At 63.5% G+C, this 24368-nt stretch carries 22 protein-coding genes; 7 read left to right on the top strand and 15 right to left on the bottom strand.

All coding sequences use genetic code 11. From position 1 onward, the window contains the following. Positions 1-36: 36 nt before the first annotated feature. Genes AC1DYO_RS23450 through cysG form a run of 4 tightly spaced genes read right to left on the bottom strand, consistent with a single transcriptional unit; the run spans position 37 to position 4233 of the window. Complete coding sequence (locus AC1DYO_RS23450) at positions 37-801, bottom strand: phosphoadenylyl-sulfate reductase (RefSeq protein WP_477266850.1); 765 nt, start codon at positions 799-801, stop codon at positions 37-39. Next, positions 776-2446 carry a nitrite/sulfite reductase gene (locus tag AC1DYO_RS23445; protein ID WP_477266849.1) on the bottom strand — a complete coding sequence of 557 codons (1671 nt, stop codon included), beginning with the start codon at positions 2444-2446 and terminating at the stop codon, positions 776-778. The genes AC1DYO_RS23450 and AC1DYO_RS23445 overlap by 26 nt, the downstream gene beginning before the upstream one ends. A gap of 45 nt (positions 2447-2491) precedes the next feature. Then, the gene (locus AC1DYO_RS23440) at positions 2492-2785 is read right to left on the bottom strand and encodes a DUF2849 domain-containing protein (RefSeq protein ID WP_477266848.1); all 294 of its coding nucleotides are present in this window, start codon (positions 2783-2785) and stop codon (positions 2492-2494) included. Then, on the bottom strand, positions 2782-4233 hold the full coding sequence (gene cysG / locus AC1DYO_RS23435; RefSeq protein ID WP_477266847.1) for a siroheme synthase CysG: 1452 nt from the start codon (positions 4231-4233) through the stop codon (positions 2782-2784). The genes AC1DYO_RS23440 and cysG overlap by 4 nt, the downstream gene beginning before the upstream one ends. A gap of 418 nt (positions 4234-4651) precedes the next feature. Between cysG and AC1DYO_RS23430 the strand changes: the two genes are divergently transcribed. Further along, a complete protein-coding gene (locus AC1DYO_RS23430; protein WP_477266846.1) occupies positions 4652-5101 on the top strand; it encodes a baeRF12 domain-containing protein in 450 nt (149 codons plus the stop codon). Between the two features lie 124 nt (positions 5102-5225). Here the strand turns inward: AC1DYO_RS23430 and AC1DYO_RS23425 are convergent, their stop codons facing one another. Then, positions 5226-5894 carry a GDSL-type esterase/lipase family protein gene (locus AC1DYO_RS23425; RefSeq protein ID WP_477266845.1) on the bottom strand — a complete coding sequence of 223 codons (669 nt, stop codon included), beginning with the start codon at positions 5892-5894 and terminating at the stop codon, positions 5226-5228. 294 nt (positions 5895-6188) lie between these two features. On the opposite strand from AC1DYO_RS23425, the gene AC1DYO_RS23420 reads away from it, so the two are divergent. Next, on the top strand, positions 6189-7976 hold the full coding sequence (locus AC1DYO_RS23420) for a cation:proton antiporter domain-containing protein (protein WP_477266844.1): 1788 nt from the start codon (positions 6189-6191) through the stop codon (positions 7974-7976). Positions 7977-7997: 21 nt separating this feature from the next. On the opposite strand, the gene AC1DYO_RS23415 is transcribed toward AC1DYO_RS23420, so the two are convergent. Continuing rightward, complete coding sequence (locus tag AC1DYO_RS23415; RefSeq protein WP_477266843.1) at positions 7998-8804, bottom strand: AraC family transcriptional regulator; 807 nt, start codon at positions 8802-8804, stop codon at positions 7998-8000. A gap of 109 nt (positions 8805-8913) precedes the next feature. Between AC1DYO_RS23415 and AC1DYO_RS23410 the strand changes: the two genes are divergently transcribed. Beyond that, on the top strand, positions 8914-9834 hold the full coding sequence (locus AC1DYO_RS23410; RefSeq protein WP_477266842.1) for a zinc-binding dehydrogenase: 921 nt from the start codon (positions 8914-8916) through the stop codon (positions 9832-9834). A gap of 12 nt (positions 9835-9846) precedes the next feature. Here AC1DYO_RS23410 and AC1DYO_RS23405 read toward each other — a convergent pair whose 3' ends face one another. The 8 genes from AC1DYO_RS23405 to AC1DYO_RS23370 all read right to left on the bottom strand — a co-directional run bounded on the left by AC1DYO_RS23405 (position 9847) and on the right by AC1DYO_RS23370 (position 16638). After that, positions 9847-10599 (bottom strand): SDR family NAD(P)-dependent oxidoreductase, encoded by a 753-nt coding sequence (locus tag AC1DYO_RS23405; protein WP_023733595.1) that lies wholly within the window; start codon positions 10597-10599, stop codon positions 9847-9849. Positions 10600-10687: 88 nt separating this feature from the next. After that, positions 10688-11002, bottom strand: a complete 315-nt coding sequence (locus AC1DYO_RS23400; RefSeq protein WP_477266841.1) for a hypothetical protein — start codon at positions 11000-11002, stop codon at positions 10688-10690. A gap of 94 nt (positions 11003-11096) precedes the next feature. Further along, the gene (locus AC1DYO_RS23395; protein WP_477266840.1) at positions 11097-13373 is read right to left on the bottom strand and encodes a transglycosylase domain-containing protein; all 2277 of its coding nucleotides are present in this window, start codon (positions 13371-13373) and stop codon (positions 11097-11099) included. 206 nt (positions 13374-13579) lie between these two features. Beyond that, entirely contained in the window at positions 13580-13726 is a 147-nt protein-coding gene (locus AC1DYO_RS23390; protein ID WP_477266839.1) for a hypothetical protein, read from the bottom strand. A gap of 109 nt (positions 13727-13835) precedes the next feature. Further along, positions 13836-14090, bottom strand: coding sequence for a GlsB/YeaQ/YmgE family stress response membrane protein (locus AC1DYO_RS23385; protein WP_477266838.1), 255 nt, complete (start codon positions 14088-14090; stop codon positions 13836-13838). A gap of 108 nt (positions 14091-14198) precedes the next feature. Further along, entirely contained in the window at positions 14199-14405 is a 207-nt protein-coding gene (locus AC1DYO_RS23380) for a hypothetical protein (RefSeq protein ID WP_181059578.1), read from the bottom strand. Between the two features lie 90 nt (positions 14406-14495). After that, on the bottom strand, positions 14496-15116 hold the full coding sequence (locus AC1DYO_RS23375; protein ID WP_477266837.1) for a ribonuclease D: 621 nt from the start codon (positions 15114-15116) through the stop codon (positions 14496-14498). 136 nt (positions 15117-15252) lie between these two features. Then, positions 15253-16638 carry a M20/M25/M40 family metallo-hydrolase gene (locus AC1DYO_RS23370; protein WP_477266836.1) on the bottom strand — a complete coding sequence of 462 codons (1386 nt, stop codon included), beginning with the start codon at positions 16636-16638 and terminating at the stop codon, positions 15253-15255. A 429-nt stretch (positions 16639-17067) separates the two neighbouring features. Here AC1DYO_RS23370 and polA point away from each other — a divergent pair, with 429 nt between their 5' ends. Further along, positions 17068-20007 (top strand): DNA polymerase I, encoded by a 2940-nt coding sequence (gene polA, locus AC1DYO_RS23365; protein WP_477266929.1) that lies wholly within the window; start codon positions 17068-17070, stop codon positions 20005-20007. A 228-nt stretch (positions 20008-20235) separates the two neighbouring features. Here polA and AC1DYO_RS23360 read toward each other — a convergent pair whose 3' ends face one another. Continuing rightward, positions 20236-20640: a transcriptional repressor gene (locus tag AC1DYO_RS23360; RefSeq protein ID WP_477266835.1), complete on the bottom strand. Its 405-nt coding sequence runs from the start codon at positions 20638-20640 to the stop codon at positions 20236-20238. 295 nt (positions 20641-20935) lie between these two features. Between AC1DYO_RS23360 and AC1DYO_RS23355 the strand changes: the two genes are divergently transcribed. The 3 genes from AC1DYO_RS23355 to AC1DYO_RS23345 all read left to right on the top strand — a co-directional run bounded on the left by AC1DYO_RS23355 (position 20936) and on the right by AC1DYO_RS23345 (position 24351). After that, positions 20936-23155 (top strand): caspase family protein, encoded by a 2220-nt coding sequence (locus tag AC1DYO_RS23355; RefSeq protein WP_477266834.1) that lies wholly within the window; start codon positions 20936-20938, stop codon positions 23153-23155. A gap of 93 nt (positions 23156-23248) precedes the next feature. Continuing rightward, positions 23249-23641: a hypothetical protein gene (locus tag AC1DYO_RS23350; RefSeq protein WP_477266833.1), complete on the top strand. Its 393-nt coding sequence runs from the start codon at positions 23249-23251 to the stop codon at positions 23639-23641. Further along, the gene (locus AC1DYO_RS23345; protein WP_477266832.1) at positions 23638-24351 is read left to right on the top strand and encodes a DUF4760 domain-containing protein; all 714 of its coding nucleotides are present in this window, start codon (positions 23638-23640) and stop codon (positions 24349-24351) included. Before AC1DYO_RS23350 ends, AC1DYO_RS23345 begins: the two co-directional genes overlap by 4 nt. Positions 24352-24368 lie beyond the last annotated feature (17 nt).

The raw sequence follows: 24368 nt of genomic DNA, 5'->3' as shown, positions 1-24368 counted from the left end.
GTTTGCAGGCCAGCCTCACCTGAATATCTACATAGCCTAAAGGGAAGCGTCGGTCAGCGACTTCTCCAAGCCCGACAGATGGATGCCGCACTCGGTCTTGGCGTGGCCGGCCCAGCGGCCGCTGCGCGCGTCCTCGCCCGGCTGCACCGGTTGCGTGCACGGGAAGCAGCCGATCGACAGATAGCCGTACGCGACCAGCGGATTTTCGCGCAGAGCATGCGCGCGCATGTAGTCGGCCTGGTCCGATGTCGTCCAATGCGCCAGCGGATTGATGCGTACGCGCGGCCCGACCGCCTCGAACACCGGCAGTGCCGCCCGCGTCGAGGCCTGGAAGCGCTTGCGGCCGGTGAACCAGGCGCGGAAGGGCGCGACGCCCCGCGCCAGCGGCTCGACCTTGCGCACGTCGCAGCAGGCGTCGGTGTTGCTTTGGTGCAGATTGCCCGTCGGATCGATCCGTTCGAGCGCCGCCTCTTCCGGCTTGATCACCCTGATATTGGTCAGTCCGAAATCGGCGACGAGCGCGTCGCGATAGCCAAGCGTCTCCTCGAAATGCTTGCCGGTGTCGAGGAAGATGACCGGCAGCGTGCGGTCGACCTTGGCGATCATGTGCAACAGCACCGCCGAATCCGCGCCGAAGGACGACACGGCGGCGATCTCGTCGTGAAACAGCTCTTTCGCGGCACGTTCGATGATCTTGAGCGCGCTCAGATGTCCATACAGCGCATCGAAGCCCGCCGCTTTCGCGGCGATGCTGTCGTCGACGTCGACGATACGGTCAAGCGGCCTTGGTTTCGCCAGCATAGAGCGCCTCCTTGAACGGCGCGGGACCGACACGGCGGTAGGCGTCGATAAAACGTTCACTTGGATTAAGCCGAAGGCCGAGATAGGTATCGACGATCTGCTCGATGGCATCGGTGATCTCTTCCGAGGAAAAGCCGCGGCCGATGATTTCGCCGACCGACGTGTTTTCGTCGGCCGAGCCGCCAAGCGTCACCTGGTAGAGCTCGGAGCCTTTCTTCTCGACGCCGAGAATGCCGATATGGCCGACATGGTGGTGGCCGCAGGCATTGATGCAGCCGGAGATCTTCAGCTTCAATTCGCCGATCTCACGCTGCCGCTCGAGCGAGGCGAAGCGAAGCGAAATCTCTTGCGCGATCGGGATCGAACGCGCCGTGGCCAGCGCGCAATAGTCGAGGCCGGGGCAGGAGATGATGTCGCTGATCAGATTGGAATTGGCCGTCGCCAGCCCGATGTCGACCAGCGCGTCATAGACCGCCTTGAGATCGGCGCGTGCCACATGCGGCAGGATCAGGTTCTGCTCATGGCTGACGCGCAACTCGTCGAAAGCGTATTTCTCGGCGATGTCGGCGACCGCTTCCATCTGGCTGTCGGTGGCGTCGCCTGGCACTTCGCCGATGCCTTTCAGCGAAATCGTCACAGCCGCATAGTCGGGATGGCGATGCGTCACCACGTTCTGGTCGAGCCAATCCGAAAAGCTCTTGGAATCGAGCCGCGCCAGCTTGATGGCGGCATCGCCTTCCGGCCGCTCCACCAACTGAGGCGGCGCGAAATAGGTGTCGATGGCGCGGATGTCCGCATCCGGCAGCTTCAGCTCTGCGTCCTTCAATTCCTGCCATTCGGCCTCGACCTGGCGGGTGATTTCCTCGACGCCGGTCTCGTGCACGAGGATCTTGATGCGCGCCTTGTACTTGTTGTCGCGGCGGCCGTAGAGGTTGTAAACGCGCAGGATCGCCGTGCAGTAGGACAGAAGGTCGGCTTCCGGCAGGAAGTCGCGGATCTTCTTCGCCACCATCGGCGTGCGGCCCTGGCCACCGCCGACATAGACGGCAAAGCCGAGTTCGCCGGCGGCGTTCTTCTTCACATGCAGGCCGATGTCATGCGTCTGGATGGCGGCGCGGTCGCGCTCCGCACCCGTCACCGCGATCTTGAACTTGCGCGGCAGGAACGAGAACTCCGGATGCACCGACGACCACTGCCGCAGGATTTCCGCATAGGGTCGCGGATCGGCGACCTCGTCGGCGGCGGCGCCAGCGAAATGGTCGGCGGTGACGTTGCGGATGCAATTGCCGCTGGTCTGGATGGCGTGCATCTCGACGCTGGCGAGATCGGCCAGGATCGCCGGAATGTCGGACAGCGCCGGCCAGTTGAACTGGATGTTCTGGCGCGTGGTGAAGTGGCCGTAGCCCTTGTCATATTTGCGCGCGATGTGGCCGAGCATGCGCAGCTGGGCGCCGTTCAGCGTACCGTAAGGCACCGCGATGCGCAGCATATAGGCGTGCAGTTGCAGGTAGACGCCGTTCATCAGCCGCAGCGGCCGGAACTGCTCCTCGGTGATCTCGCCGGACAGCCGGCGCTCGACCTGGTCGCTGAACTCGGCAACGCGGGCCTGGACAAAATCGTGATCGAACTCATCGTAACGGTACATGTTTCGTCTTTCAGGGCGCGTCCGCCCGTTTCACTAGAAATCAGGCTACGCTGCCCGCTCGGCCTGCTTGCCCAGATCTTCCCGGATGGTCGGGCCGGCGGCACGGATCTTTTCGCGCAGCCGAACCGGCTCGACGACGCCATCGACGACTTCCGCATCGATCAGATTGACGTCGACCACCTCATTGTCGGCATAGGCCTTGGCGCCGATCGCCTCCAGCCGATCCTCGGCCGCCTTGTCATGGGCGAGATCGGAGTGGCCCACCGTCTCGGCCCAGCCGCCATCGGCGTACCAGACGGCGATGCCGTCGGTGAGGCGGTTTGCGGTCAGTATCTTCATGGTTCGACCTCTGCGGCGGCCGCGTTGGCGGCGCCCTCATGCTTGTGTGCCGCGAGCGGCTCGGAACGTTCAAAGTTGGCGCCGGCAACCGCATCGCCGATGATGGTCATCACCGGGCCGGTCAGATCGGCGCGCGCCTCCAACGACGGCAGGTCGGCCAGTGTGCCATGGAACCGGCGGCGGTTTTGCAGGCTGGCATTCTCGACCACAGCGACCGCCGTGTCCGGCGACAGGCCGGCCTCGATCAGCCGTCCGGCAACCTCGGCCGCGACCGAGCGACCCATATAGACCGCAACGGTGGCGCCGGAGATGGCGAGCTTGGCCCAGTCAGGCAGCGAATTGCCCTTGAGATCATGACCAGTGGTGAACACCATCGACGACGACACGCCGCGCAGCGTCAGCGGCAGCTCGAAATCGGCGGCTGCGGCGAAAGCGGCGGTGACGCCCGGGATGACATCATAGGCGATGCCGGCATCACGCAGCGCGGCCATCTCCTCGCCGGCGCGGCCGAACACCAGCGGGTCGCCGGACTTCAGCCGCACGACGCGCTTGCCCTGCCCGCCGAGTTCGACGAGCAGCGCATTGATCTCGGCCTGGCTCTTGGTGTGGCAGCCCTTGCGCTTTCCCACCGGCAGCCGCTCGGCGTCGCGGCGGCCCATGGCGACGATCGCCTCCGGCACCAGCGCGTCATAGACGATGACATCGGCTTCCATCAAAAGCCGGTGCGCGCGGAGTGTCAAAAGATCCTCGGCGCCGGGGCCGGCACCAACCAGCGCGATGTGGCCCGCAACCGGAGCCTTCGACAGCAACAGATCGACGGCGGCGTCATGCGCCTGCGAGAGCTCGCCGGCTTCGACGGCACGCGCCGGCGCGCCCTGGAAAAAACTGCCCCAGAACTGGCGGCGCGCATTGCCTTTCGGCAACAGCTTTTCGGCGGCGACACGGAACGAGGCGGCAAGCGTTGCCAGTGGCCCCAGCGACGGCGACAGCATGCGGTCGATACGGCTGCGCAGCATCTGCGCCAGCACGGGGCCGGCACCTTCCGTGCCGATGGCAATGGCGACCGGCGCGCGGTTGACCAGCGCCGGGGTGAAGAAATCGCAGAGCTCCGGCCGGTCGACGGCATTGACCGGAATGGCCAGCCGACGCGCATCCTCGGCCACGCGGCGGTCGAGCGTCTCGTCGCCGCTGGCGGCAAACACCATCACCGCGCCTTCAAGATGCGCGGCGTCGTAAGGGGCATCAATGTGGGTAGCGCCGGTCGCCGCGATGAAGCTCAGCAATTCGGCGTCGGCAGCTTCAGTGATGATGCGCAGCGTCGCGCTCGACTGACCGAGCAGCCGCGCCTTGGCCAATGCTTCATCGCCGCCGCCGACGATGGCCACGGCTTCGCCTTCGACCCGCAGGAAGACGGGGAACGCGTTGAGCTTAGGATTGGCCTGCGACATGAGAGACAGATTCCGGAACAAGGTGGCAGTTTTACGCGCGGGCGTGAAAAAGCTGAAGGAACCCACTCGCGCATCCCCTCACGGGAGGCAATCGGTTTTCCGCAAGCCTGAAGGCCAGGAGAAAAATATTCCACATCCGCATATCCGGCGGATTCAAGCTGCTACCGCAGGCCTTGTTCTGCGGCTCTTTTATCCGCCAGCCAGCCAAGTCGCAAAATTGTTTTTTCTAAATTCTACCAATTTAGTAGATTAAAGCCGCCGACCGGAGAACGACCCACCGAGACCGTAAAGCCGGCCTCTGAGGGGAGCCGCCGCCGCTCCGCTTGAAGGGTGGAACGTTCCCGCTCCGCCACGCGTTCTGACCCTGCCGATGCTGACAATCGTCGGCTGGATCTGAACCTTCAAACAGGAGCGCGCGATGAGCAAAATCAACCTGAGACATGGCCTGTTGGTCATGGTGGCCGATGGCGAAAAGGCGCTGTTCCTGAAGAACGAAGGCGACAACCTCTATCCGAACCTGCAGCTCTTCCAGGAGATGAAACAGGACAATCCGGCAACGCGCGAGCAAGGCAGCGACAGTCCCGGCCGCTACAATGACGGCGCATCTGGCAACCGCAGCACGGGCGAGGATACCGACTGGCACCGGCAGGGCAAAGAACGCTTCGCGGAGGAGATTGCCGACCGGCTTTACAAGTTCGCCCATAACGGCATCTTCGACCACATCGTGCTGATTGCGCCGCCGCTGGTGCTCGGCACCATGCGCAAGAAGCTGCACAAGGAGGTCACCGACAAGGTGCAGGCCGAGATACCAAAGACATTGACCAACCATGCCGTGATCGACATCGAGGCCATGCTGCAGGCGGCCTGAGGACCAACCATCCTCATGATGTGGGACGAGGACCCTGTCTTCGGGCCTTGGTCACGCCTGCCAATTCACCGCTGAGAAACACGGCCCAGCTTCCATAGACGCCGTTCGTTCTTCAGACGGGCGTTCAAGGCGGTTGTACCTGCGCGAGCAGCGTCTCAACCATAGGGAGCATGTTTTTAACGATGATCGCCTCACCCGCTGCATTGGGGTGGTCGTAGTCAAATTGCAGCAACTCCGGATGCCCCGTCACGCCCTCTTTGAAGTCGGCGTAGAGCAAATCGCCATGCTTGGCCGCCAGCTCGGAGAATATCTTTGAAAACGGCTCGGCATAGTCAGCCCCGCAATAGGCATAGGCTGCGGTTCCGACGACCAGCACTGGAATCCTCTTGTCGGCGAGGATACCCAGAAGCTGGTCGAGATTCGCCCGCGTGTGATCAAGGTCGAGAAGCCCGCAATCGTTCTGCCCCAGTTCGACAATGACAACTTGGTTTGCAGGGCTCGCCTGCAGGTCAAGGCCGCCTTTCGACTTCGTCAGCCAACGGAGACCCGACCTGCTGTCGTTTGTGTACCCGACCTCGACAATTGTCACTTGGTGTCCGTCGGCGCCCAGCGCCGACTTGAGCCTAGCTGCGAATGCGTCAGTTGGGGCTTCTATTCCGTGGCCGTTGATGTAGCTGTCGCCGAGGGTGACGATTGTCGGAGGTGCATCCTCGGCATCCACGTTGCCGGCTAACCCCAACATTGCGGAAAGTGCGGCAAGGGCCACAAACGAGACGTGACGCACTTTTGTCATGGTCTACCTCCCAGCGGAACCATTCGGGTTGTCCTGGCCTAAGCCTCAGAGCCCGCGATGGATCGTAACACATTCTCACACCGCATCGGCGAAGGAAGATGGCCGCGCCGTGCTGCATTCATTATCGGGCGCGCGCAGCGCAGGTGGCGCGGTCCTTCCATTTTCAGAGCCTCTCGCTGCGGAATTCCGCCATAGCGGGTTGCATCGCCGCTACCCTGTCCACCATATTGCAAAGGCGGCGGCTTCGGGCGGCGCACCCCGACATCACGATTCTTGAAAGGCGCTCCATAGACAATGCCGCATGACATGCCCCTTATCGCCACCATCGTCGCCGGTCTGGGGCTGGCATTCATCTTCGGGGCGCTCGCCAACCGTTTCCGCATCCCGCCGCTGGTCGGCTATCTCGTCGCCGGCGTGCTGGTCGGGCCTAACACGCCCGGCTTCGTCGCCGATGCCGGCCTCGCCAATGAGCTGGCCGAAATCGGCGTCATCCTGCTCATGTTCGGCGTCGGCCTGCATTTCTCGCTGAAGGATCTTCTCTCGGTCCGCGCCATCGCCGTGCCCGGCGCCATCGTTCAGATCGGCTTTGCCACCGCGCTCGGCGCCGGGCTTGCCTGGATGCTCGGCTGGTCGATGGGCGCCGGCCTGGTCTTCGGCCTGGCCCTTTCGGTGGCGTCCACCGTGGTGCTGCTGCGCGCCCTGCAGGAGCGACGGCTGATCGAGACCGAGCGCGGCCGCATCGCCGTCGGCTGGCTGATCGTCGAGGACCTCGCCATGGTGCTGGCGCTGGTGCTGTTGCCGGCCCTGGCCGGCGTGCTCGGTGGCCAGCCGCAGGTCGATGACCATGCGAGCTTGCTCTCGCTGCCGGCCAGCTACGGCATCTGGGGCGTCGTCGGCCTCACCCTAGCCAAGGTCGTCGCCTTCGTCGTCGTCATGCTCGTGGTCGGCCGCCGGGTCATCCCGTGGATCCTGCACTATGTCGCCCATACCGGTTCGCGCGAGCTGTTCCGGCTGGCGGTGCTGGCCATCGCGCTCGGTGTCGCTTTCGGAGCCGCCAAACTGTTCGGCGTCTCGCTGGCGCTCGGCGCCTTCTTCGCCGGCATGATCATGAGCGAATCCGAGCTCAGCCACCGCGCGGCCGAAGAATCGCTGCCGTTGCGCGACGCCTTCTCGGTGCTGTTCTTCGTCTCGGTCGGCATGCTGTTCGACCCGTTCAGCCTGATGAGCAATGGCTGGCCGATCCTGGCGACGCTGGCCATCATCGTCATCGGCAAGTCGCTGGCCGCCTTCGTCATCGTCATCGCCTTCCGTTATCCGCTGGCGACCGCCTTGATGATCTCGGCCAGCCTCGCGCAGATCGGCGAGTTTTCCTTCATTCTGGCCGAGCTCGGTGTCGGGCTGAAACTGTTGCCCGAACAGGGACGCGACCTGATCCTGGCCGGCGCCATCCTGTCGATCCTGGTCAATCCGCTGATGTTCCTCGCCCTCGACTGGATGAAGCCATGGCTGGACGCGCGCGCCGCCAAGGCAGCGCCGCCGGAAGAGGCCAAGCCGGTCGGCCCGGCGACGCAGCCGGGACAGGTGGCCTCGGTGACTGCCGCGGCCAAAGAGGATGGCCCGCCGCACACCACGCTTTCGGGCCACACCATCCTGATTGGTTACGGCCGCGTCGGCAGCCTGGTTGGTGCGGCGCTGAAACAGGCGTCGCTGCCCTTCCTAGTTATCGAGGACGCCGACAAGACGCTGGCCAGGCTGAGAGACGACGGCGTCGAGACCGTGTCCGGCAATGCGGCCAATGCGGGCGTGTTCGCAGCCGCCAATCCGCAGGGCGCCAAACGCCTGATCCTTGCCATTCCCAACGCTTTCGAGGCCGGGCAGATCGTGCTCAGGGCACGCGCCGCCAATCCCGGGATCAATGTCATCGCACGCGCCCATTCCGACGCCGAGGTCGATCATCTCAAGGGGCTCGGCGCCGACACTGTCATCATGGGCGAACGCGAAATCGCCCGCGGTATCGTGGACGAAGTGCTGGGGCCAAAGCCAACGCCGCGACCCGAGGCCATCGAACCCTCCCCGGCCTGAGGCTTGTCGGTAGAGCGTTGACTACGCCACGAAGGCGGAGCCGCCATTGTGCGCGACGCTCGCGAGATACTTTGCCGGCGGCTTGCCAAGCGCCCTCTTGAACATGGTGATGAAAGCCGTGACGGAGCCATAGCCGAGATCGCCCGCAACCTGCTGCACACTGGCACCCGAGGCCAATTCCCGTATGGCCACGATCAGGTGCAATTGCTGGCGCCAGCGGCCGAAGCTCAGGCCGGTCTCCTTCACCACCAGACGGGCGAGGCTGCTCTGCGAGAGCGCAACGCGATTGGCCCACTCGGCAAGCGTGCTGCGGTCGGCAGGGTCCTGCGCCAGGGCTTCGGCGATCCGCCGCAAGTGCGGCTCGGAGGAAATCGGCAGATGCAGCTGCTGGATCGGCATATCAGGCAGTTCGGCAAGCAGGACGCTTCCCAGGAAAACGCACCTGTCGTCGTCCGGCGCGCACTCCGACAGTTCGATAATGAGTTCGCGCAGCAGCGGCGAGATCGACAGCGTACAGCACCGGTCCGGCAGATCGGCGGCTCCCGGCTCGATATAGACGAAGAAAATCCGCGCATTGGCAGTCGCGATATTGCTGTGTTCCATACCGCCGGGAATCCAGACACCGCAATGCGGCGGCACCATCCACAAGCCGCTTGGCACGCGGCATGTGACGCCACCGCCGAGCGCGAAGACGAGCTGGCCCTTGCGGTGCCAATGGGCGGCCACTTCCGCCTTGGTTTCGGTAACATCGACGCGCACCGCAATCGCCGGCGCGACGACGTCATCGACATCGAAATTGACCCATGGGTAGCGGAGAGGCTGTCTCATGATTGACGGCTTTTAGCGACTATTCGCCATGATAGCTAAATTCTTTGACAGGGGAAGTCGATAGGGTCCGGTTTGTGGCTGGCATCCACAAACGAGCAGGAAGGTTCCCATGCGCGCCCTCGTCATCTCCCCCGACAGCCCCACCCGGCTAAGGCTCGCCGAGGTCAAGGACCCTCGGCCGCTCGCCAACGAGGCGCTTGTCTCAGTCCGCGCAACTTCGTTGAACCGCGGTGAACTGCGCCTGCTCACCATACGGCCGGAAGGCTGGATACCTGGCCAGGACGTGGCTGGCATTGTCGAGCGGGCAGCAGCGGATGGTTCCGGGCCAGCGGTCGGGGCCCGTGTTGTGGCTTTGGTTGACGAGGCCGGCTGGGCAGAACGTGTTGCCGTCCCAACCGACCGTCTCGCCGTCATCCCAGATGAGGTCAGCTTCGTTTCCGCCGCCACGCTTCCGGTCGCGGGCACGACGGCGCTGCGGGTCTTGCGCCATGGCGGCGACCTCGCCGGCCAGCAGGTCCTGATCACTGGCGCAAGCGGCGCGGTAGGTCGTTTCCAGATCCAGATCGCTCGCGAACAGGGCGCCTCGGTGACCGCGATCGCCGCCGCCAGGCATGCCGAGGATCTTCGCGGCCTCGGTGCAGAGCAGGTTGTCGAGTCGATCGAGCGGGCTGAGGGGCCGTTTTCGCTGATCGCCGAGTCGGTCGGTGGCCAAAGCCTCGCCCACGCCATCGAACGCGTCGCACCGGGCGGCACCATCGTCATGTTCGGCTCGAGCAGCGGCGAACTGACGCCAATTGGCTTCAGACAGTTCGTTCCGGGCCATGAGGGGGCGAGGCTTCAGACCTTCGCTTACTACACATCCGGTCCGGCGATAGGCGCTGATATTGCCTCGTTGCTCGCCCTGGTCGCGGCTGGCCGGCTGGAAACCCGCGTGTCGCTGACCGTGCCGTGGACAGACATCGGCCAAGCCCTGGATGCGCTGCGGCAGCGCAGCTTCAGCGGCAAGGCTGTTCTCACCATAGCCGGATGAGCAGTCCAGTGCTCAAACGTGCTGGCCGCCATTGATGTGGATTTCCGAGCCCGTCACGTAGGACGCCTGCTGCGAGCACAGGAAGAAGATGATGTCGGCGACCTCTGCCGTGGCGCCGAGCCTTCTGAGCGGGATGGTCTCGACGATCTTGTCGGTGCCTGGCGACAGGATCGCGGTGTCGATCTCGCCCGGCGCAATCGCATTGACGCGAATGCCGTGCGGCCCGAAATCATGCGCCATCTCGCGCGTCAGCGAGCCAAGTGCGGCCTTCGACGTCGCATAGGCGGTGCCGGCGAAGGGATGCACGCGGGTGCCGGCGATCGAGGTGACGTTGACGATCGAGCCCTTGGCCGCCGCAAGCTCCTTGAAAAGGCCACGCGCGAGCATAATCGGCGCGAAGAAATTGACCTGGAAAACGTCGCGCCAGACATGCATCGGCGTGTCGATCGAATCCATCCGGCTGTTGCCGTCCTTGAGCTTCGGCGAAATGCCGGCATTGTTGACCAGCGCGTGCAACTGGCCGCCATGCGCTTCCAGCCGATGGCGTATTTCCGAGACGGCGATGCCGACATCTTCCTGATCGGCGAGATCGACCTTGATGTGGTCCTCCGGGCCGGCCGGCCACGGGCAGTCCTCGGCAAAGGCCTGGCGCGAGCAGGTGATGACCCGCCAGCCCTCGCGCGAAAAGCGCTTGACCGTGGCATGGCCGATGCCGCGGCTGGCGCCGGTCAGCACGATGGTTTTTCTGGTGTCGGTCTCAGCCATGTAGCAGTCTCCGGCGCGTGATCTAACCGAATATGGTTACAATGGCGAGAGGCCGACAGGAGATCGCAACGATGTCCGCATCGCCCGTTCAATAGCAGGTCGGGCACTCGTAGCGCAGATTGAGGTTCGAGACGAACATGAGTACCGCCAGAACCCAAAGAACGCTGAGAAATACAAGGCGCGATCTCCGGAAGATGCGCCCGGACATCCACGCCAGGCCGTAAGGGATAAGGAGACAGGTAATGAAGGCGCCCGTCATCCCGCCCAGCCTCTCATCAAGAAGGTTCGCCGGCTCGGATCTGAGATTAGGCGCCTGACGAAACAGGATGGCGCTGGCCGACATGGCAATCAGCAGCGACCATTGCTCAAAGTTCAGACGATTGAACCTACGAATGGGTTCCATTGCCCTGTCGCCCGATATCAGTCGATCACTTGATCAAACCGCCGTCGGGTTTGTCAATGCCGATCTGTCGGACGATCTAGAAGCACGTTGACGCTCAGCCGCCGCCGAGAATATCCAGGATCGACGTCTTGCGCTTCTTGGTCGGGCCGCCGACGCTGCCGGGCGGTACCGGATGCTTGATCGAGGCAGTGGTGCCACCGTCGCCGGGCATGTCGAAGCCGTCGGCATCGACCGTTTCGGCCGGACGGCGGACCGGCACTTGTGCCGGGGCAGCAGCAGGCGCCGGAGCGGCAGCCGGGGATGACTGACCCACAGATACGGCAGGCAACGGCGCCACCTGGTTATTGTCGGCGGAGGGTATGTCGTCCGGGACAATCGTATCGGGCGGCGTCGATTTCCAGGTGCCGGGCAGCGGCCTGACCGGCACGCCTTCATGCGCGGCAACCATGAATTCGTGCCAGGCCTGTGCCGGCAGCGCGCCGCCGGTGACCTTCTTCATCGGCGTGCCGTCATCATTGCCGAACCACACGCCGGTGGTCAGGTTGGCGGTGTAGCCGACGAACCAGGCGTCGCGTGAATTCTGGCTGGTGCCGGTCTTGCCGGCCGACGGCCAGGCGAAAGCCGCTTTCTTTGCCGTACCGATCTCAACCGTCCCGGTCATCATCGAGTTCATCATGCCGACAATGTCCTGTTTGACGACGCGCGGCGCGCTGCCACCATTGTCGTCAAAAAGCACCTTGCCTTCGGTGGTGGTGATGCGGCGGATGAAATGGATGTCAGGCTTGTAGCCGCCATTGGCGAAGGGCACATAGGCCGATGTCAGCTCCAGCGGCGTCACTTCCGAAGTGCCGAGCGCGATCGAGGTGTTGGCGATCAGATCGGACTGAATGCCCATGCGGTGCGCCGCCTCGACCACCGCGTCAGGCCCGACCTCCATGGTCAGCTGTGCGGCGACCGAATTGAGCGACTTCGCCAGCGCGGTCGCCAGCGTCACCTTGCCGAAATACTTGCCGCCGTAATTGTCCGGCGTCCACTTGCCGATCTTGATCGGCGCGTCGTTGCGCACGCTGTCGGGTGTGCGACCGGCTTCCAGTGCCGCCATATAGACGAACGGCTTGAACGCCGAGCCGGGCTGGCGGCGCGCTTCCGAGGCGCGGTCGAACTGGCTGGTCGAGTAATCGTAGCCGCCGACCATGGCGCGCACGGCGCCCGAATTGTCGATCGACACCAGCGCGCCCTGGCTGACATTGAGCTTCTTGCCGCTGTCGTCGATCAGCCGGCGGATCGACTGTTCGGCGAGCTTCTGCAGGTTCAGGTCGACGGTGGTGTTGACGACGATGTCGCCGCGCACATCGCCGATCAAATCGGGCAATTCTTCCATGATGGTGTCGGCGACATAGTTTTCCGAACCGGTCCAGTAGGACGGCGCGCGCGTTGCCGGCGCACTCATCGCCGAGGCCAGCTCCTTGGCGCTGATCTTGCCTTCGTCGCGCATGGCGGCGAGCACCAGCTGCGAGCGCTGTTCCGCCGCCTTCGGGTCGCGCGCCGGCGACAGCCGCGACGGCGCCTTAAGCAGACCGGCAAGAAGTGCCGCCTCCGAAAGCGTGACATCGCGCGCGCTTTTGCCGAAATAGCGGCGCGAGGCCGCCTCGACGCCATAGGCGCCCGAGCCGAAATAGACCCGGTTGAGGTACATTTCGAGGATTTGGTCCTTGGTGTGCTTGTGCTCCAGCCAGAGCGACAGCAGCACCTCCTGCACCTTGCGTTCAAGCGTACGGTCGGGCTTCAGGAACAGGTTCTTGGCCAGCTGCTGGGTCAGTGTCGAGCCGCCTTGCGAGAAATGGCCGCCCAGAATGTTGGTCACCATGGCGCGCGAAAGGCCGATCGGGTCAATGCCGAAATGCGAATAGAAGCGGCGGTCCTCGATGGCGATGACGGCTTCTGGAATGTAGGGCGACATTTCGTGCAGGCCGACCGCCTCGCCGCCGCTCATACCTCGGTTGGCAAGCAGTTGGCCGTCGACCGAAACGATCTTGATGTTAGGGGCGCGGTCGGGGATCGACCAGGTGGTCGCCGCCGGCATCTTGGCGCCGTAATAGACGACAATGCCGGCCACGGCGATTCCGCCCCAGATGCAGAGCACGAAGCACCAGTAGAACATCCGGGCCAGCGCACCGAACAGGCCGCGCCGGCTTTTGCCGCGCCGGCCGCGCGAGGACGATTTTGCTTTGGAGGTTTTGCGCGCCGTGGAGGTTTTGCGATTGCTCGGCACGACGCGATCCTCCTCGTTCACCGAAAAGCCGGCCGGAGATTTCGCCTTTGGCGATCCCTCGAAGCTGGGTTCGATGCGACTGTCTCTGCGGTTCGCCATGCGTTGCGCTGTCTTCCCGGTGCCCTATGGCGCTCGGGTTGGAGGGTAGATGCGGCGGTTTAAGGGCGCGTTAAAGCAGGGTTTATGCACCCTTTTGAAATTCCTTAAGAATTTCTAAATCCGATACCGCCCGCTGGCTCCGGCAGAGTGCATCCGCACTGCCTGTCTGCTGCGGAAGGTAAGGGGCTAGGCGACCCCGAAATATTTCAATTCTGCTGGATCGAAATGCCCTTGTCGTCGATCTTAAGCTCCACGCCCTTCGGCTTGGTCTGCTCGTGATAGAGGTAGATGCCGAGCACGATGACGACGACCACGAGCGCGCCGATGACGAGATAAAGCGTGTTCTGTTTCATGGCGCGCTCCGTTTGGAGCAATTCCAGGAAAAGTGTGAAGCGGTTTTTCCCAGGAAAAGCGCATAGCGCGCTTTCCCTTGCGGAATTGCGTTCAATAAAAGTTCGAGCGTCACGCTCGCTTCAGGACCTTGACCAGCACCAGCAGGATGACGGCGCCGATCGTGGCGTTGATGATAGAAGCAAGGATGCCGCCGCCGATGGCGAACCCGAGCCGCGGGAACAACCAGCCGGCGATGAAGGCGCCGATAATGCCGACGACGATGTTGCCAATCAGACCGAAACCGAAGCCCGAGACGATGAGGCCGGCGAGCCAGCCGGCAATGGCGCCGATGATGATAAAGATGAGAAGGCTTTCGATGCCCATGACGCGTTCCTCCAGGAAGAGAGGCGGCTGCGAGGCGGAAAGCCCCGAATCGGCCTCGTGATCAACGCTTTCAGGCTATGTGAAAGTGCGTGATCTCGCCAGCAGCACTCATTGGTCGTCGTCATCATCGCTGGAGGCCGGCCGCCAACTGGTCGGGTCGACCTTCTTCTGGGTATCGCTGTCGGTGTAGACCCACCAGGCGCCGTCACGGTATTGCCCGACGGATTCGCTGACGACACCGGCGCCGTCCCTCCACAGAACAGTGACCTTGGACCCGTCCGTCGGCGCGGTCGCTATCGGCTTTCGGTCTGCCATGTCATCCCCTCTCGTCGCATTTCCGTCCGGAATGCGCAAAACAACGCCGCCACCCGCATCCGGTTCCCGGCGGCCGGAAGACCCGAACCGTCAGCTGTGGGCAAAAATATCCTCTTCATCCCAGCCCATCAGATCGAGCTTGGCACGCGTCGGCAGGAAGCGGAAGCAGGCGTCGGCTTCCTTGATGCGCCCGTCACGTGCCAGCCGCCCGGCCAGCACATCGCGCAGACGGTGCAGATAGAGCACGTCGGAAGCGGCATATTCGAGCTGTTCGGGCGACAAGGTCTCGGCCGCCCAGTCCGACGACTGCTGCACCTTCGACAGGCCGACGCCGAGCAGCTCGAAGCAGATGTCCTTCAAACCGTGCCGGTCGGTATAGGTGCGGGTCAGCCGCGAGGCGATCTTGGTGCAGAACACCGGCTCCGGCATGACACCGAAGGCATTGTAGAGCACCGCAAGGTCGAAACGGCCATAGTGGAACAGCTTGGTGATGCCGCGGTTGCGCAGCAGGCTGACCAGGTTCGGTGCCTTCTTCTGGCCGGGCGCGATCTGGATCACGTCGGCGGAGCCATCGCCCGGCGATATCTGCACCACGCAGAGCCGGTCGCGGTGAGGGTTCAGCCCCAGCGTCTCAGTGTCGATGGCCACCGCGTCGACATTGTAGTGCGAAAGGTCGGGAAGATCGTTTTTGTGGAAGCGGATGTCGGCCATTGTTTTCTCCGGATCGCGGTCTGCAGCGCCGCGCATCTCTAGGGATGCGCAAAGGACGCTGCAGCATATTAAACTCGTCGGTGGTCCTCGCCGCGATCCGCTGAAAAATCAACCAGAAACTGGTTTTTTCCGTCGTTCAGCGCGTCAGCGCATCGAGAATGCGCGCCCAAGAGCGCTGGCCCTTGTGGAAGGAGGTCAGCTCGTATTTCTCGTTGGGCGAGTGGATGCGGTCGTCGTCGAGGCCGAAGCCGACCAGCAGCGATTCCATGCCAAGATAGGTCTGGAAGTCGCCGACGACCGGAATGGAGCCGCCACTGCCCGTCGTCACCGCTGGCTTCGCCCATTCGTCCGACAGCGCATTCTTGGCCTTGGCCAAGAAGGGCGAGTCGTAGGAAAGCTGGATCGCCGGCGAGCCGCCATGCGGGTGGAACTCGACCGAACAGTCCGCGGGAATGCGTTCCCTGACGAATTTCTGGAAGGCGGCGCGGATCTTTTCGGGATTCTGCTTGTGGACGAGGCGGAAGGAGATTTTCGCCGACGCTTCCGCCGCGATCACCGTCTTGAAGCCCTTGCCGGTATAGCCGCCGATAATGCCGTTGAACTCAGCCGTCGGCCGCGCCCAGGTGAGCTCCAGCACCGAGCGGCCCTTTTCGCCGGACGGGATCGACAGGCCGATAGGCCCGAGGAAGGTCTCGGCGGTTTCGCCGAGCGTTTCCCACGATTTCAGGATCTGCGACGGCGTTTGCTCGACTCCGTCATAGAAGCCGGGAATGGTGATGTGGCCGTTCTCGTCATGGATGTCGGCCAGGATTTTCGCCAGGATGCGGATCGGATTGGCGGCAGCACCGCCATAAAGGCCCGAATGCAGGTCGCGATCGGCCGCCTTGACCGTGATTTCCTCGCCGACCAGACCGCGCAGGCCAACGCAGATCGACGGCGTCTCGCGGTCCCACATGCCGGTGTCGCAGACCAGCGCGAAGTCAGCCTTCAGCTCTTCGGCATTGGCCTCGAGGAACGGCTTCAGCGACGGCGAACCGGACTCCTCCTCGCCTTCGAACAGGATGGTGATGCGGCACGGCAAATTGCCATGCACCTGCTTCCAGGCGCGGCAGGCCTCGACGAAGGTCATCAGCTGTCCCTTGTCGTCGGCCGAGCCGCGGCCGGTGATCACCTTGTGGCCGGGTTCGATCTCCTTCACCGCAGGCGCGAACGGGTCGTTCTCCCAAAGCTCGATCGGGTCGACCGGCTGCACGTCGTAATGGCCATAAAACAGCACATGCGGCGAACCGGCGGGGCCGTCATGATGCGCAACCACCATAGGGTGTCCGGGGGTGTCGCGCACGGAAGCATCGAAGCCGATCAGCTTGAGCTCGGCCACCAGCCATTCGGCGGCCTTGCGGCAGTCGGCGGCATAGTCGGAATCGGTGGAGATCGACTTGATGCGGAGCAGGCCGAACAGGCGCTCCAGGCTCTGGTAGAGATTTTTATCGAGACGGTCGAGGACGGGGGAAATGGTGGACATTATTGCGGGCCTTTCTTTTCGGTGCCGGGACCGTAAAGGCAGCGCATCAAAACGAAAAGCCCGCCATCGTTGGACCACGGGCCGTGAATCATCATCCAAGGCAAACTCGTTGTCTAAGGCAAAAAAAGCGCCGCCGTGGTGGAGGGGGAACCACGGCGGCCTTTTACTCGAAACGTTGCGGCAGCCCGGAGAGGGGGGATAGGCTGCCGCAGTTGTCCGGGATAGGCGGGGGACGGGCCTTGCTCCGGACTCGGCGAAAACTGCCGATGACCTGTATTTGTGTCTTCGAACGTGGCGTTTCAAGGGCACGAAAATTACACTTTTGTAACATCGGCGTGAGCGCAAGCTCTGTCAGGATGTCGTCGCAACCTCTGTGGAAGCCCGCCTTTGCCATGGACCGCGAAGCTTGGCCGCGCTATCCCTGCCGGCATGAAAAAAGGCGATCATCTCTTCCTTATCGACGGCTCCGGCTACATTTTTCGTGCCTACCATGCGCTGCCGCCGCTGACCCGCAAATCCGATGGGCTGCCGGTCGGCGCCGTGTCCGGCTTCTGCAACATGCTGTGGAAGCTGATACAGGACGCCCGCAACACCGATGTAGGCATTGTGCCGACGCATTTCGCCGTCATTTTCGACTATTCGTCGAAAACCTTCCGCAACGAGCTCTATCCCGAATACAAGGCCAACCGCAACGCGCCGCCCGAAGACCTGATCCCGCAATTCGGCCTGATCCGCCAGGCAACCATCGCCTTCAACCTGCCCTGCATCGAGATGGAAGGGTTCGAGGCCGACGACCTTATCGCCACCTATTGCAAGCTTGCCTGCGAGGCCGGCGCCGACACCACCATCATCTCCTCCGACAAGGATCTGATGCAGCTGGTCGGCCCCACGGTCGGCATGTACGACCCGATGAAGGATCGCCAGATCGGCATTCCCGAAGTCATCGAGAAATGGGGCGTGCCGCCGGAAAAGATGATCGACCTGCAGGCGCTGACCGGCGACTCCGTCGACAATGTCCCTGGCGTGCCCGGCATCGGGCCGAAGACGGCAGCGCAGCTTCTGGAACAGTTCGGCGACCTCGACGGGCTGCTCGCCCGCGCCAGCGAGATCAAGCAGGACAAAAGGCGTGAATCCATCATCGCCAATGCCGACAAGGCGCGGATATCGCGCCAGCTGGTGACGCTGAAGAACGACGTGCCGGTCACCGACGGGCTTGACGATTTCGTGCTGCACGCGCCGGACGGTCCGAAGCTGATCGGTTTCCTCAAAACCATGGAATTCACCTCGTTGACGCGCCGCGTCGCCGAGGCGACCGAAACCGAAGCCGGCGACGTCCAGGCCGTCGCTGTCACCGTCGAGCGCGCCGACACCGCGCATGGCCCCGATGTCGGCTCTGGCACACCGGTGAGCGGCGGAACCAACGAAGCAGCACAAGCTGAAGCCAAGGCCGATACCGCCAAGGCCGGCGATACCCCTTCCTTGCTTTCAGCACTTCGCCTCGAGGCGGCGTCCGCCGCCAAGATCGACCCAGGCGCCTATGTCGCGATCCGCGATACGGCAACGCTCAAGACCTGGCTGGCCCAGGCCAAGGAGACCGGCATCGTCGCTTTCGACACCGAGACCACATCTTCCGATCCGATGCTGGCCGACCTCATCGGTTTCTCCCTGGCGATCGGCCCCGGCCGCGCCGCCTATGTGCCGCTGGCGCACAAGAGCGGCGCCGGCGACCTGCTCGGTGGCGGTACGCTGGAGAACCAGATCCCGGTCCGCGAGGCGCTGGCGCTGCTGAAACCGCTGCTGGAAGACAAATCGGTCCTCAAGGTCGCCCAGGACGCCAAATACGACATCGTCGTCATGAGCCGCCACGGCATCGATATCGCGCCCTTCGACGACACGATGCTGATCTCCTACGTGCTCGACGCCGGCACCGGTCACCACACTTTGTCCTCGCTTGCCGACAAATGGCTTGGCCATGCCACGACCCCGCTCAAGGACCTCGCCGGCTCGGGAAGAAGCTCGGTCGGCTTCGAGCAGGTCGACATCGACAGGGCGACCGCCTACGCCGCCGGCCACGCCGACGTGGCGCTGAGGCTGTGGCAGGTGCTGAAGCCACGGCTGGCGGCCAAGGGACTGGTCTCGGTCTATGAACGGCTGGAGCGGCCGCTGGTGCCCGTTCTGGCCCGGATGGAGCAGCGCGGCATCTCGGTCGACCGTCAGATCCTGTCGCGGCTCTCCGGCGAGCTGGCGCAAGGCGCGGCGCGGCTGGAAGAGGAAATCTACGGTCTCGTCGGCGAGCGCATCAACATCGGTTCGCCAAAACAGCTCGGCGACATCCTGTTCGGCCGCATGGGACTGCCCGGCGGCTCAAAGACCAAGACCGGTCAGTGGTCGACCTCGGCGCAGCTTCTGGAAGACCTCGCCACCGAGGGTCACGAACTGCCGCGCAAGATCGTCGATTGGCGCCAGCTGACCAAGCTGAAATCGACCTACACCGACGCCCTGCCCGGCTTCATCCATCCCGACACCAAGCGCGTCCACACCTCCTATGCGCTCGCCGCGACGACGACCGGCCGGCTGTCCTCCTCCGACCCCAATCTGCAGAACATCCCGGTGCGCACCGCCGAGGGCCGCAAGATCAGGACCGCCTTCATCGCCGACAAGGGCCAGAAACTGGTCTCGGCCGACTACAGCCAGATTGAACTCCGCGTGCTGGCCCATGTCGCCGAGATTCCGCAGCTGACGCAGGCCTTCGCCGACGGCGCCGACATTCACGCCATCACCGCTTCGGAAATGTTCTCCGTGCCGGTCGAAGGCATGCCTTCCGAAGTGCGCCGCCGCGCCAAGGCGATCAATTTCGGCATCATCTACGGCATTTCGGCCTTTGGCCTCGCCAACCAGTTGTCGATCCCGCGCGAGGAAGCCGGCGCCTACATCAAGAAGTATTTTGAGCGTTTCCCGGGCATCCGCGACTATATCGAGGCGACCAAGGCCTATGCGCGCGAACACGGCTTCGTCGAAACCATCTTCGGCCGCCGTATCCATTATCCGGAAATCCGGTCGTCAAATCCGTCGATCCGCGCCTTCAACGAGCGCGCCTCGATCAACGCCAGGCTGCAAGGCACCGCCGCCGACATCATCCGCCGCGCCATGGTGCATATGGACGAGGCGTTGGAGAAAGCCGGCCTGTCGGCCCGCATGCTGCTGCAAGTGCATGACGAGCTGATTTTCGAGACGGTGGAAGCGGAAGTCGAAGCAACGATCCCCGTCGTGCGCCGCGTCATGGAAAACGCGCCGATGCCGGCCATTTCGATGTCGGTACCCCTGCATGTCGATGCACGCGCCGCCAACAACTGGGACGAGGCGCACTGAAGCGCCGGAACGCTGGATACGCAGCGATCCTGCTCACCCCCCTCTGCCCTGCCGGGCATCTCCCCCTCAAGGGGGGAGATTGGACGTCGCAACGACTTTCGCCAATCACCAACGTCGCGAAAACAAGCGCCGCGCCGGAGCTGCCAATCTCCCCCCTTGAGGGGGAGATGTCCGGCAGGACAGAGGGGGGTGCTGTCCCGCGAACGTCACCAATAGCGGGCAATGTTCTCAGGCAGCCTCAGCTCTACACTTCGCACACGTCCCGCGAAACTCGATCACCGCCTTCTTGGCGGCAAACCCAGTCGAGCGCACCCATTCGTCGAGCCGATGATCGACATCGTGGTCCGACATCTCCGTCACTTGCCCACAGGTGTCGCAGATGGCGAAGGCGGTCATCGAGTGGCTGTGGTCGTGCGGCTCGGCGCAGGCGACAAAGGAATTGAGGCTTTCCAGCCTGTGCACGAAGCCTGACTTCACCAGGCTGTCGAGCGCCCGGTAGACCTGCAGCGGCGCGCGGAAACCACGTTCGCGCAGCTGGTCGAGCAGCGTATAGGCGCTGAGCGGTCCGCTGGCGGCCTCGAGCTTCTCGAGCACATTCAGCTGATTCTTCGTCAGCACATCCCTTGCCGCCATGATCCCGTTTTCCGATCGTTTAGAGCATGATGCCGAAAAGTGTGAAGCGGTTCTCGGACGACATCATGTTCTATCTGTTTGATCCAGCGCCGCTCGCAAATCATTTCTGCCATGCGCCGGTCTCAATTCCCTTGAGATAGCGATGAAACGGGCTTTTTGCCACTGTTTCCGTTATCGCCATCGACATCATGGCCGCTACCGTCGGTTGACGGCACCGACCACATTCAAAATACTGACAAAATCCTCGGCAAAAGGTGCCGCACTTGCAAATTCGATCAGGCTTGGGGAAGCAATCATGATCAAACTGACTCGGCGGACGCTGCTCGTCGGCACGTCGGCGCTTGTGGCCGCCGGTACGGTCTCGTTCCGCAGTCTCGCCGCTTCGCGCACCTATCATGCGCTGCTGGTTGCCTGCACCGACTATCCCAACCTGCCACAGAAGAACTGGCTGATCGGGCCGAAGAACGATGCCGGCCTGGTCCGCGACTATCTGCTGAAGAACACGCCCGATCCGGTGAAGTTCTCGGCCGAGAACGTGACCTTGCTCGCCAAGGACGTCGAAGGCGCCAACGGTCCGCCGACGCATGCGGCGATCAAGGCCGCTCTTGCCGATCTTGCCGGCAAGGTGCAACGCGACGATTTCGTCTATCTGCATTTGTCGGGCCACGGCGCGCAGCAGCCGCAGGCAAAGGCCGGTGACGAGACAGACGGCCTCGACGAGATCTTCCTGCCCTCCGATATCGACAAATGGATCAACCGCGCAGAGGGCGTGCCGAACGCGCTGGTCGACAACGAGGTCGGCGCCGCACTCGACGCCATCCGAGATAAGGGCGCCTTTGTCTGGGTCGTGTTCGACTGCTGCCATTCCGGCACCGCAACGCGCGCAGCCGAAGTCGATGACGAACTGGAGCGCAAGGTGGAATTCGCCGACCTCGTCGGTGGCGACGACGCGGCGAGAGCAGCGGCGGTGAAGGCCTATGACGACATCTCGGCAAGCGCATCGCGCGGTTTCGACGAGAACGGCGCCCGCAAGCCGGCGTTCAACCTCACACCGACTGGCGCCGAGCCGATCGCCCGGGGCAAGCTGGTTGCCTTCTATGCCGCGCAGACCGTCGAGACGACGCCGGAAATGCCGCTGCCCAAGGGCACGCCCGACGCGCCGCGCTTCGGCCTGTTCACCTTCACCATCCTGTCGAAGCTGGCCGAGAATCCCAACGTCACTTATCGCCAGCTCGGCCAGTCCGTGCTGCAGCAATATTCCGCAGACGGCCGCACGAGGCCTACGCCCTTGTTCGAGGGCGAGCTCGACGCCCGCGTGTTCGGCACCGACAAGACCGACGCCGTCATGCAATGGCCGATTGCCGTGAAGGACGGCGAGGCCGCGATCGGCGCCGGACTGCTGCAGGGCGTCACCCCCGGCAGCAAGCTCGCCATCCTGCCTTCGGCGCTGTCGAAACTGTCCGACGCGGTCGGCTATCTCGAAGTGCAATCGGCGAGGAACCTCGAGAGCAACCTCAAGCCTGTCGAATTCGACGGCAAGCCGGCGCTCGCCCCGGCGGCGGTGCCTGCCGGCGCCTATGCACGCGTTGCCGAGCTGGCGGTCGACTACAAGCTGCTGGTGGCAAAACCGGCGCCAACGGCAGGGCTGGAAAAGGAAACCGAGCTGGTCAATTCGGTTCTCGACGAGCTGGCGGCGAAGCCGAATTCCGGCTTCCACATTGCGCTGGTCGAGCCCGGCAAGAGCGCCGACCTGCGGCTGGCGGTGCTGCGCGAAAAGTCCATTACCGGCGCTGCCGCCGACGCCACCGACGAGCCGGCGCTCTGGTTCCTGCCGGCGTCCGGCGATATCAACTTGAAGGACGGCAGCAAGCCGCCGCGCATCGTCATCCACCAGAATGGGCGCGACAAGCTCACTGAGGCCACTGCCAAGAACCTGACCACGATCTTCCGCGCCACCGGCCTGTCGCGGCTCGCCGCCGCCTCCGACTACCGGCCGGATGAGGTCAGCGTCGAGTTCCTGATCAGGCGCCAGGACAGCGACGCGATGGAGCCGATCGAATCCTCGACCGTGCCGCGCGTTTCGCCCGGCGACCAGGTGCACATCTCAGCCAAGAACGAGTCCGACGAGTTTGTCGACATCAACGTGCTCTACATCGGCAGCGACTATTCGATCACCCACATCGTCGCCGAGCGGCTGGCGCCGATCAACCAGCAGGCCGACCAAGGCCTGAAGGAAGGCCTGCTCGCCTTCACCGACACCAGCTTTGGCATGGAGCGCATGATTGCCGTGCTGACCGAGGCTCCGCCGCAAAGCGAGAAAGAGGATCTGAGCTTCCTTGCCCAGGAAGGCGTGCGCGCCGTGACGCGGGTGGCTTCCGGCCCGCCCGGCTTCTCCGACATGCTGGCCGACATCGGCATGGCGCCGGCGACGCGCTCGGTGATGCGGCTTGCCGACAAGAGCGGTCCGAAGGGCGCGGTGATGATCTTCCCGATGGAGACGGTGCCGCGCGCCTGAACATAGCTTTGTCGGCTCTTGCGCTACCGGCATGATAGAGTGAAACATTTCCCGGCTCGCGGCGCCTCGATGTACCACGGCGGGATGCAACAGATGAGGACTTCAGTGCCTATCCCCGTGCCCTCCTGGCGTGCAGCGACCGCCGGCCTAGCCGCCGGCCTGTTGCTGGCTGCCAGTGCCTCGGCGGACGAAAACTGCGGCCTATGCGCCAAGCAGATCGTCACCAATTCCGAGCTCGCCACCTGTTTTCTCGACCAGTACGACCGGATCGCCAAGACCGGCAGCACGGCCGTCGTCGTCGATCTCTCCAGTTGCGCCTCGCGCGGTGTGGTCGAGCCCTTGCCGTCACCCAACAAGGCGGCTGCCGAACCCGACGTGCAGTTCATGATTTCGCGCACGCAGCTCGACTGCCTGAAAAAGAAGCTGGAGGCGCCTGGTATAGTGCTCGACCCCTCCGCCACCATCCAACTGGACAGCTGCGGATGAAGAAGCCGGGGGGCACTGCAACACAAAAATCGGCAGCCATATCGGCACCGGCACCGGCCAAGAAGCCGGAGAGCTTGCCCGAGACCACCGAAGGCTTTCCGTGGCCGAGCAGCCACGAGATCAAGAAGGAATCAAACCCCTTCACCGACCGCGACTGGCGCATGCTGGCCTATGCCTGGTCGGGCCTGGCTGTGCGCTTGGCGATCATTTTCACCCTGGGCTTCTCGGTCTTCCAGTTTCTCGCAAACCAGGAGCAGAAGCGCGTCGAGCAGACAATGTCGTTGGTCGAGCTCTGGGAAAGCAAGGACTTCCAGCAGGCGCAACGCGCGCTCAAGGAACGGCTGGCGGCGCTCAACGCCAAATACGACAATCTGCTCAGCGCCACGCCGTCGCCGACCGAGGAACAGGTGTTCCGCCAACGCATCGGCATCGAGGCGATGACCGCCGGGGGCGGCACCATGCCGATCGCCGATTTCAACGACAGTTTCGACCGCATCGTCTATTTCCTCAACCGTCTCTCCATCTGCGTCGACGGCAAGCTCTGCTCGCGCGATGTCGCCGACGCCTATTTCCGCGACTATGCGGTGTCGTTCTGGAGCTACTTTGCCGGCTACATAAAAAAGGAACGCAAGACCGGTTCCGCGAATTATGCCCAGGCGATCGAGAATTATGTAAGCCACGGGTCGCCGCCGCCGGCTGACTCGAAATAGCGGCGCAACACGGTGCC

This window comes from Mesorhizobium sp. P2_F5 (assembly GCF_056403715.1).
Note: the sequence above shows the minus strand (reverse complement) of the source record. Positions and strands in the feature narration are given on the sequence as shown.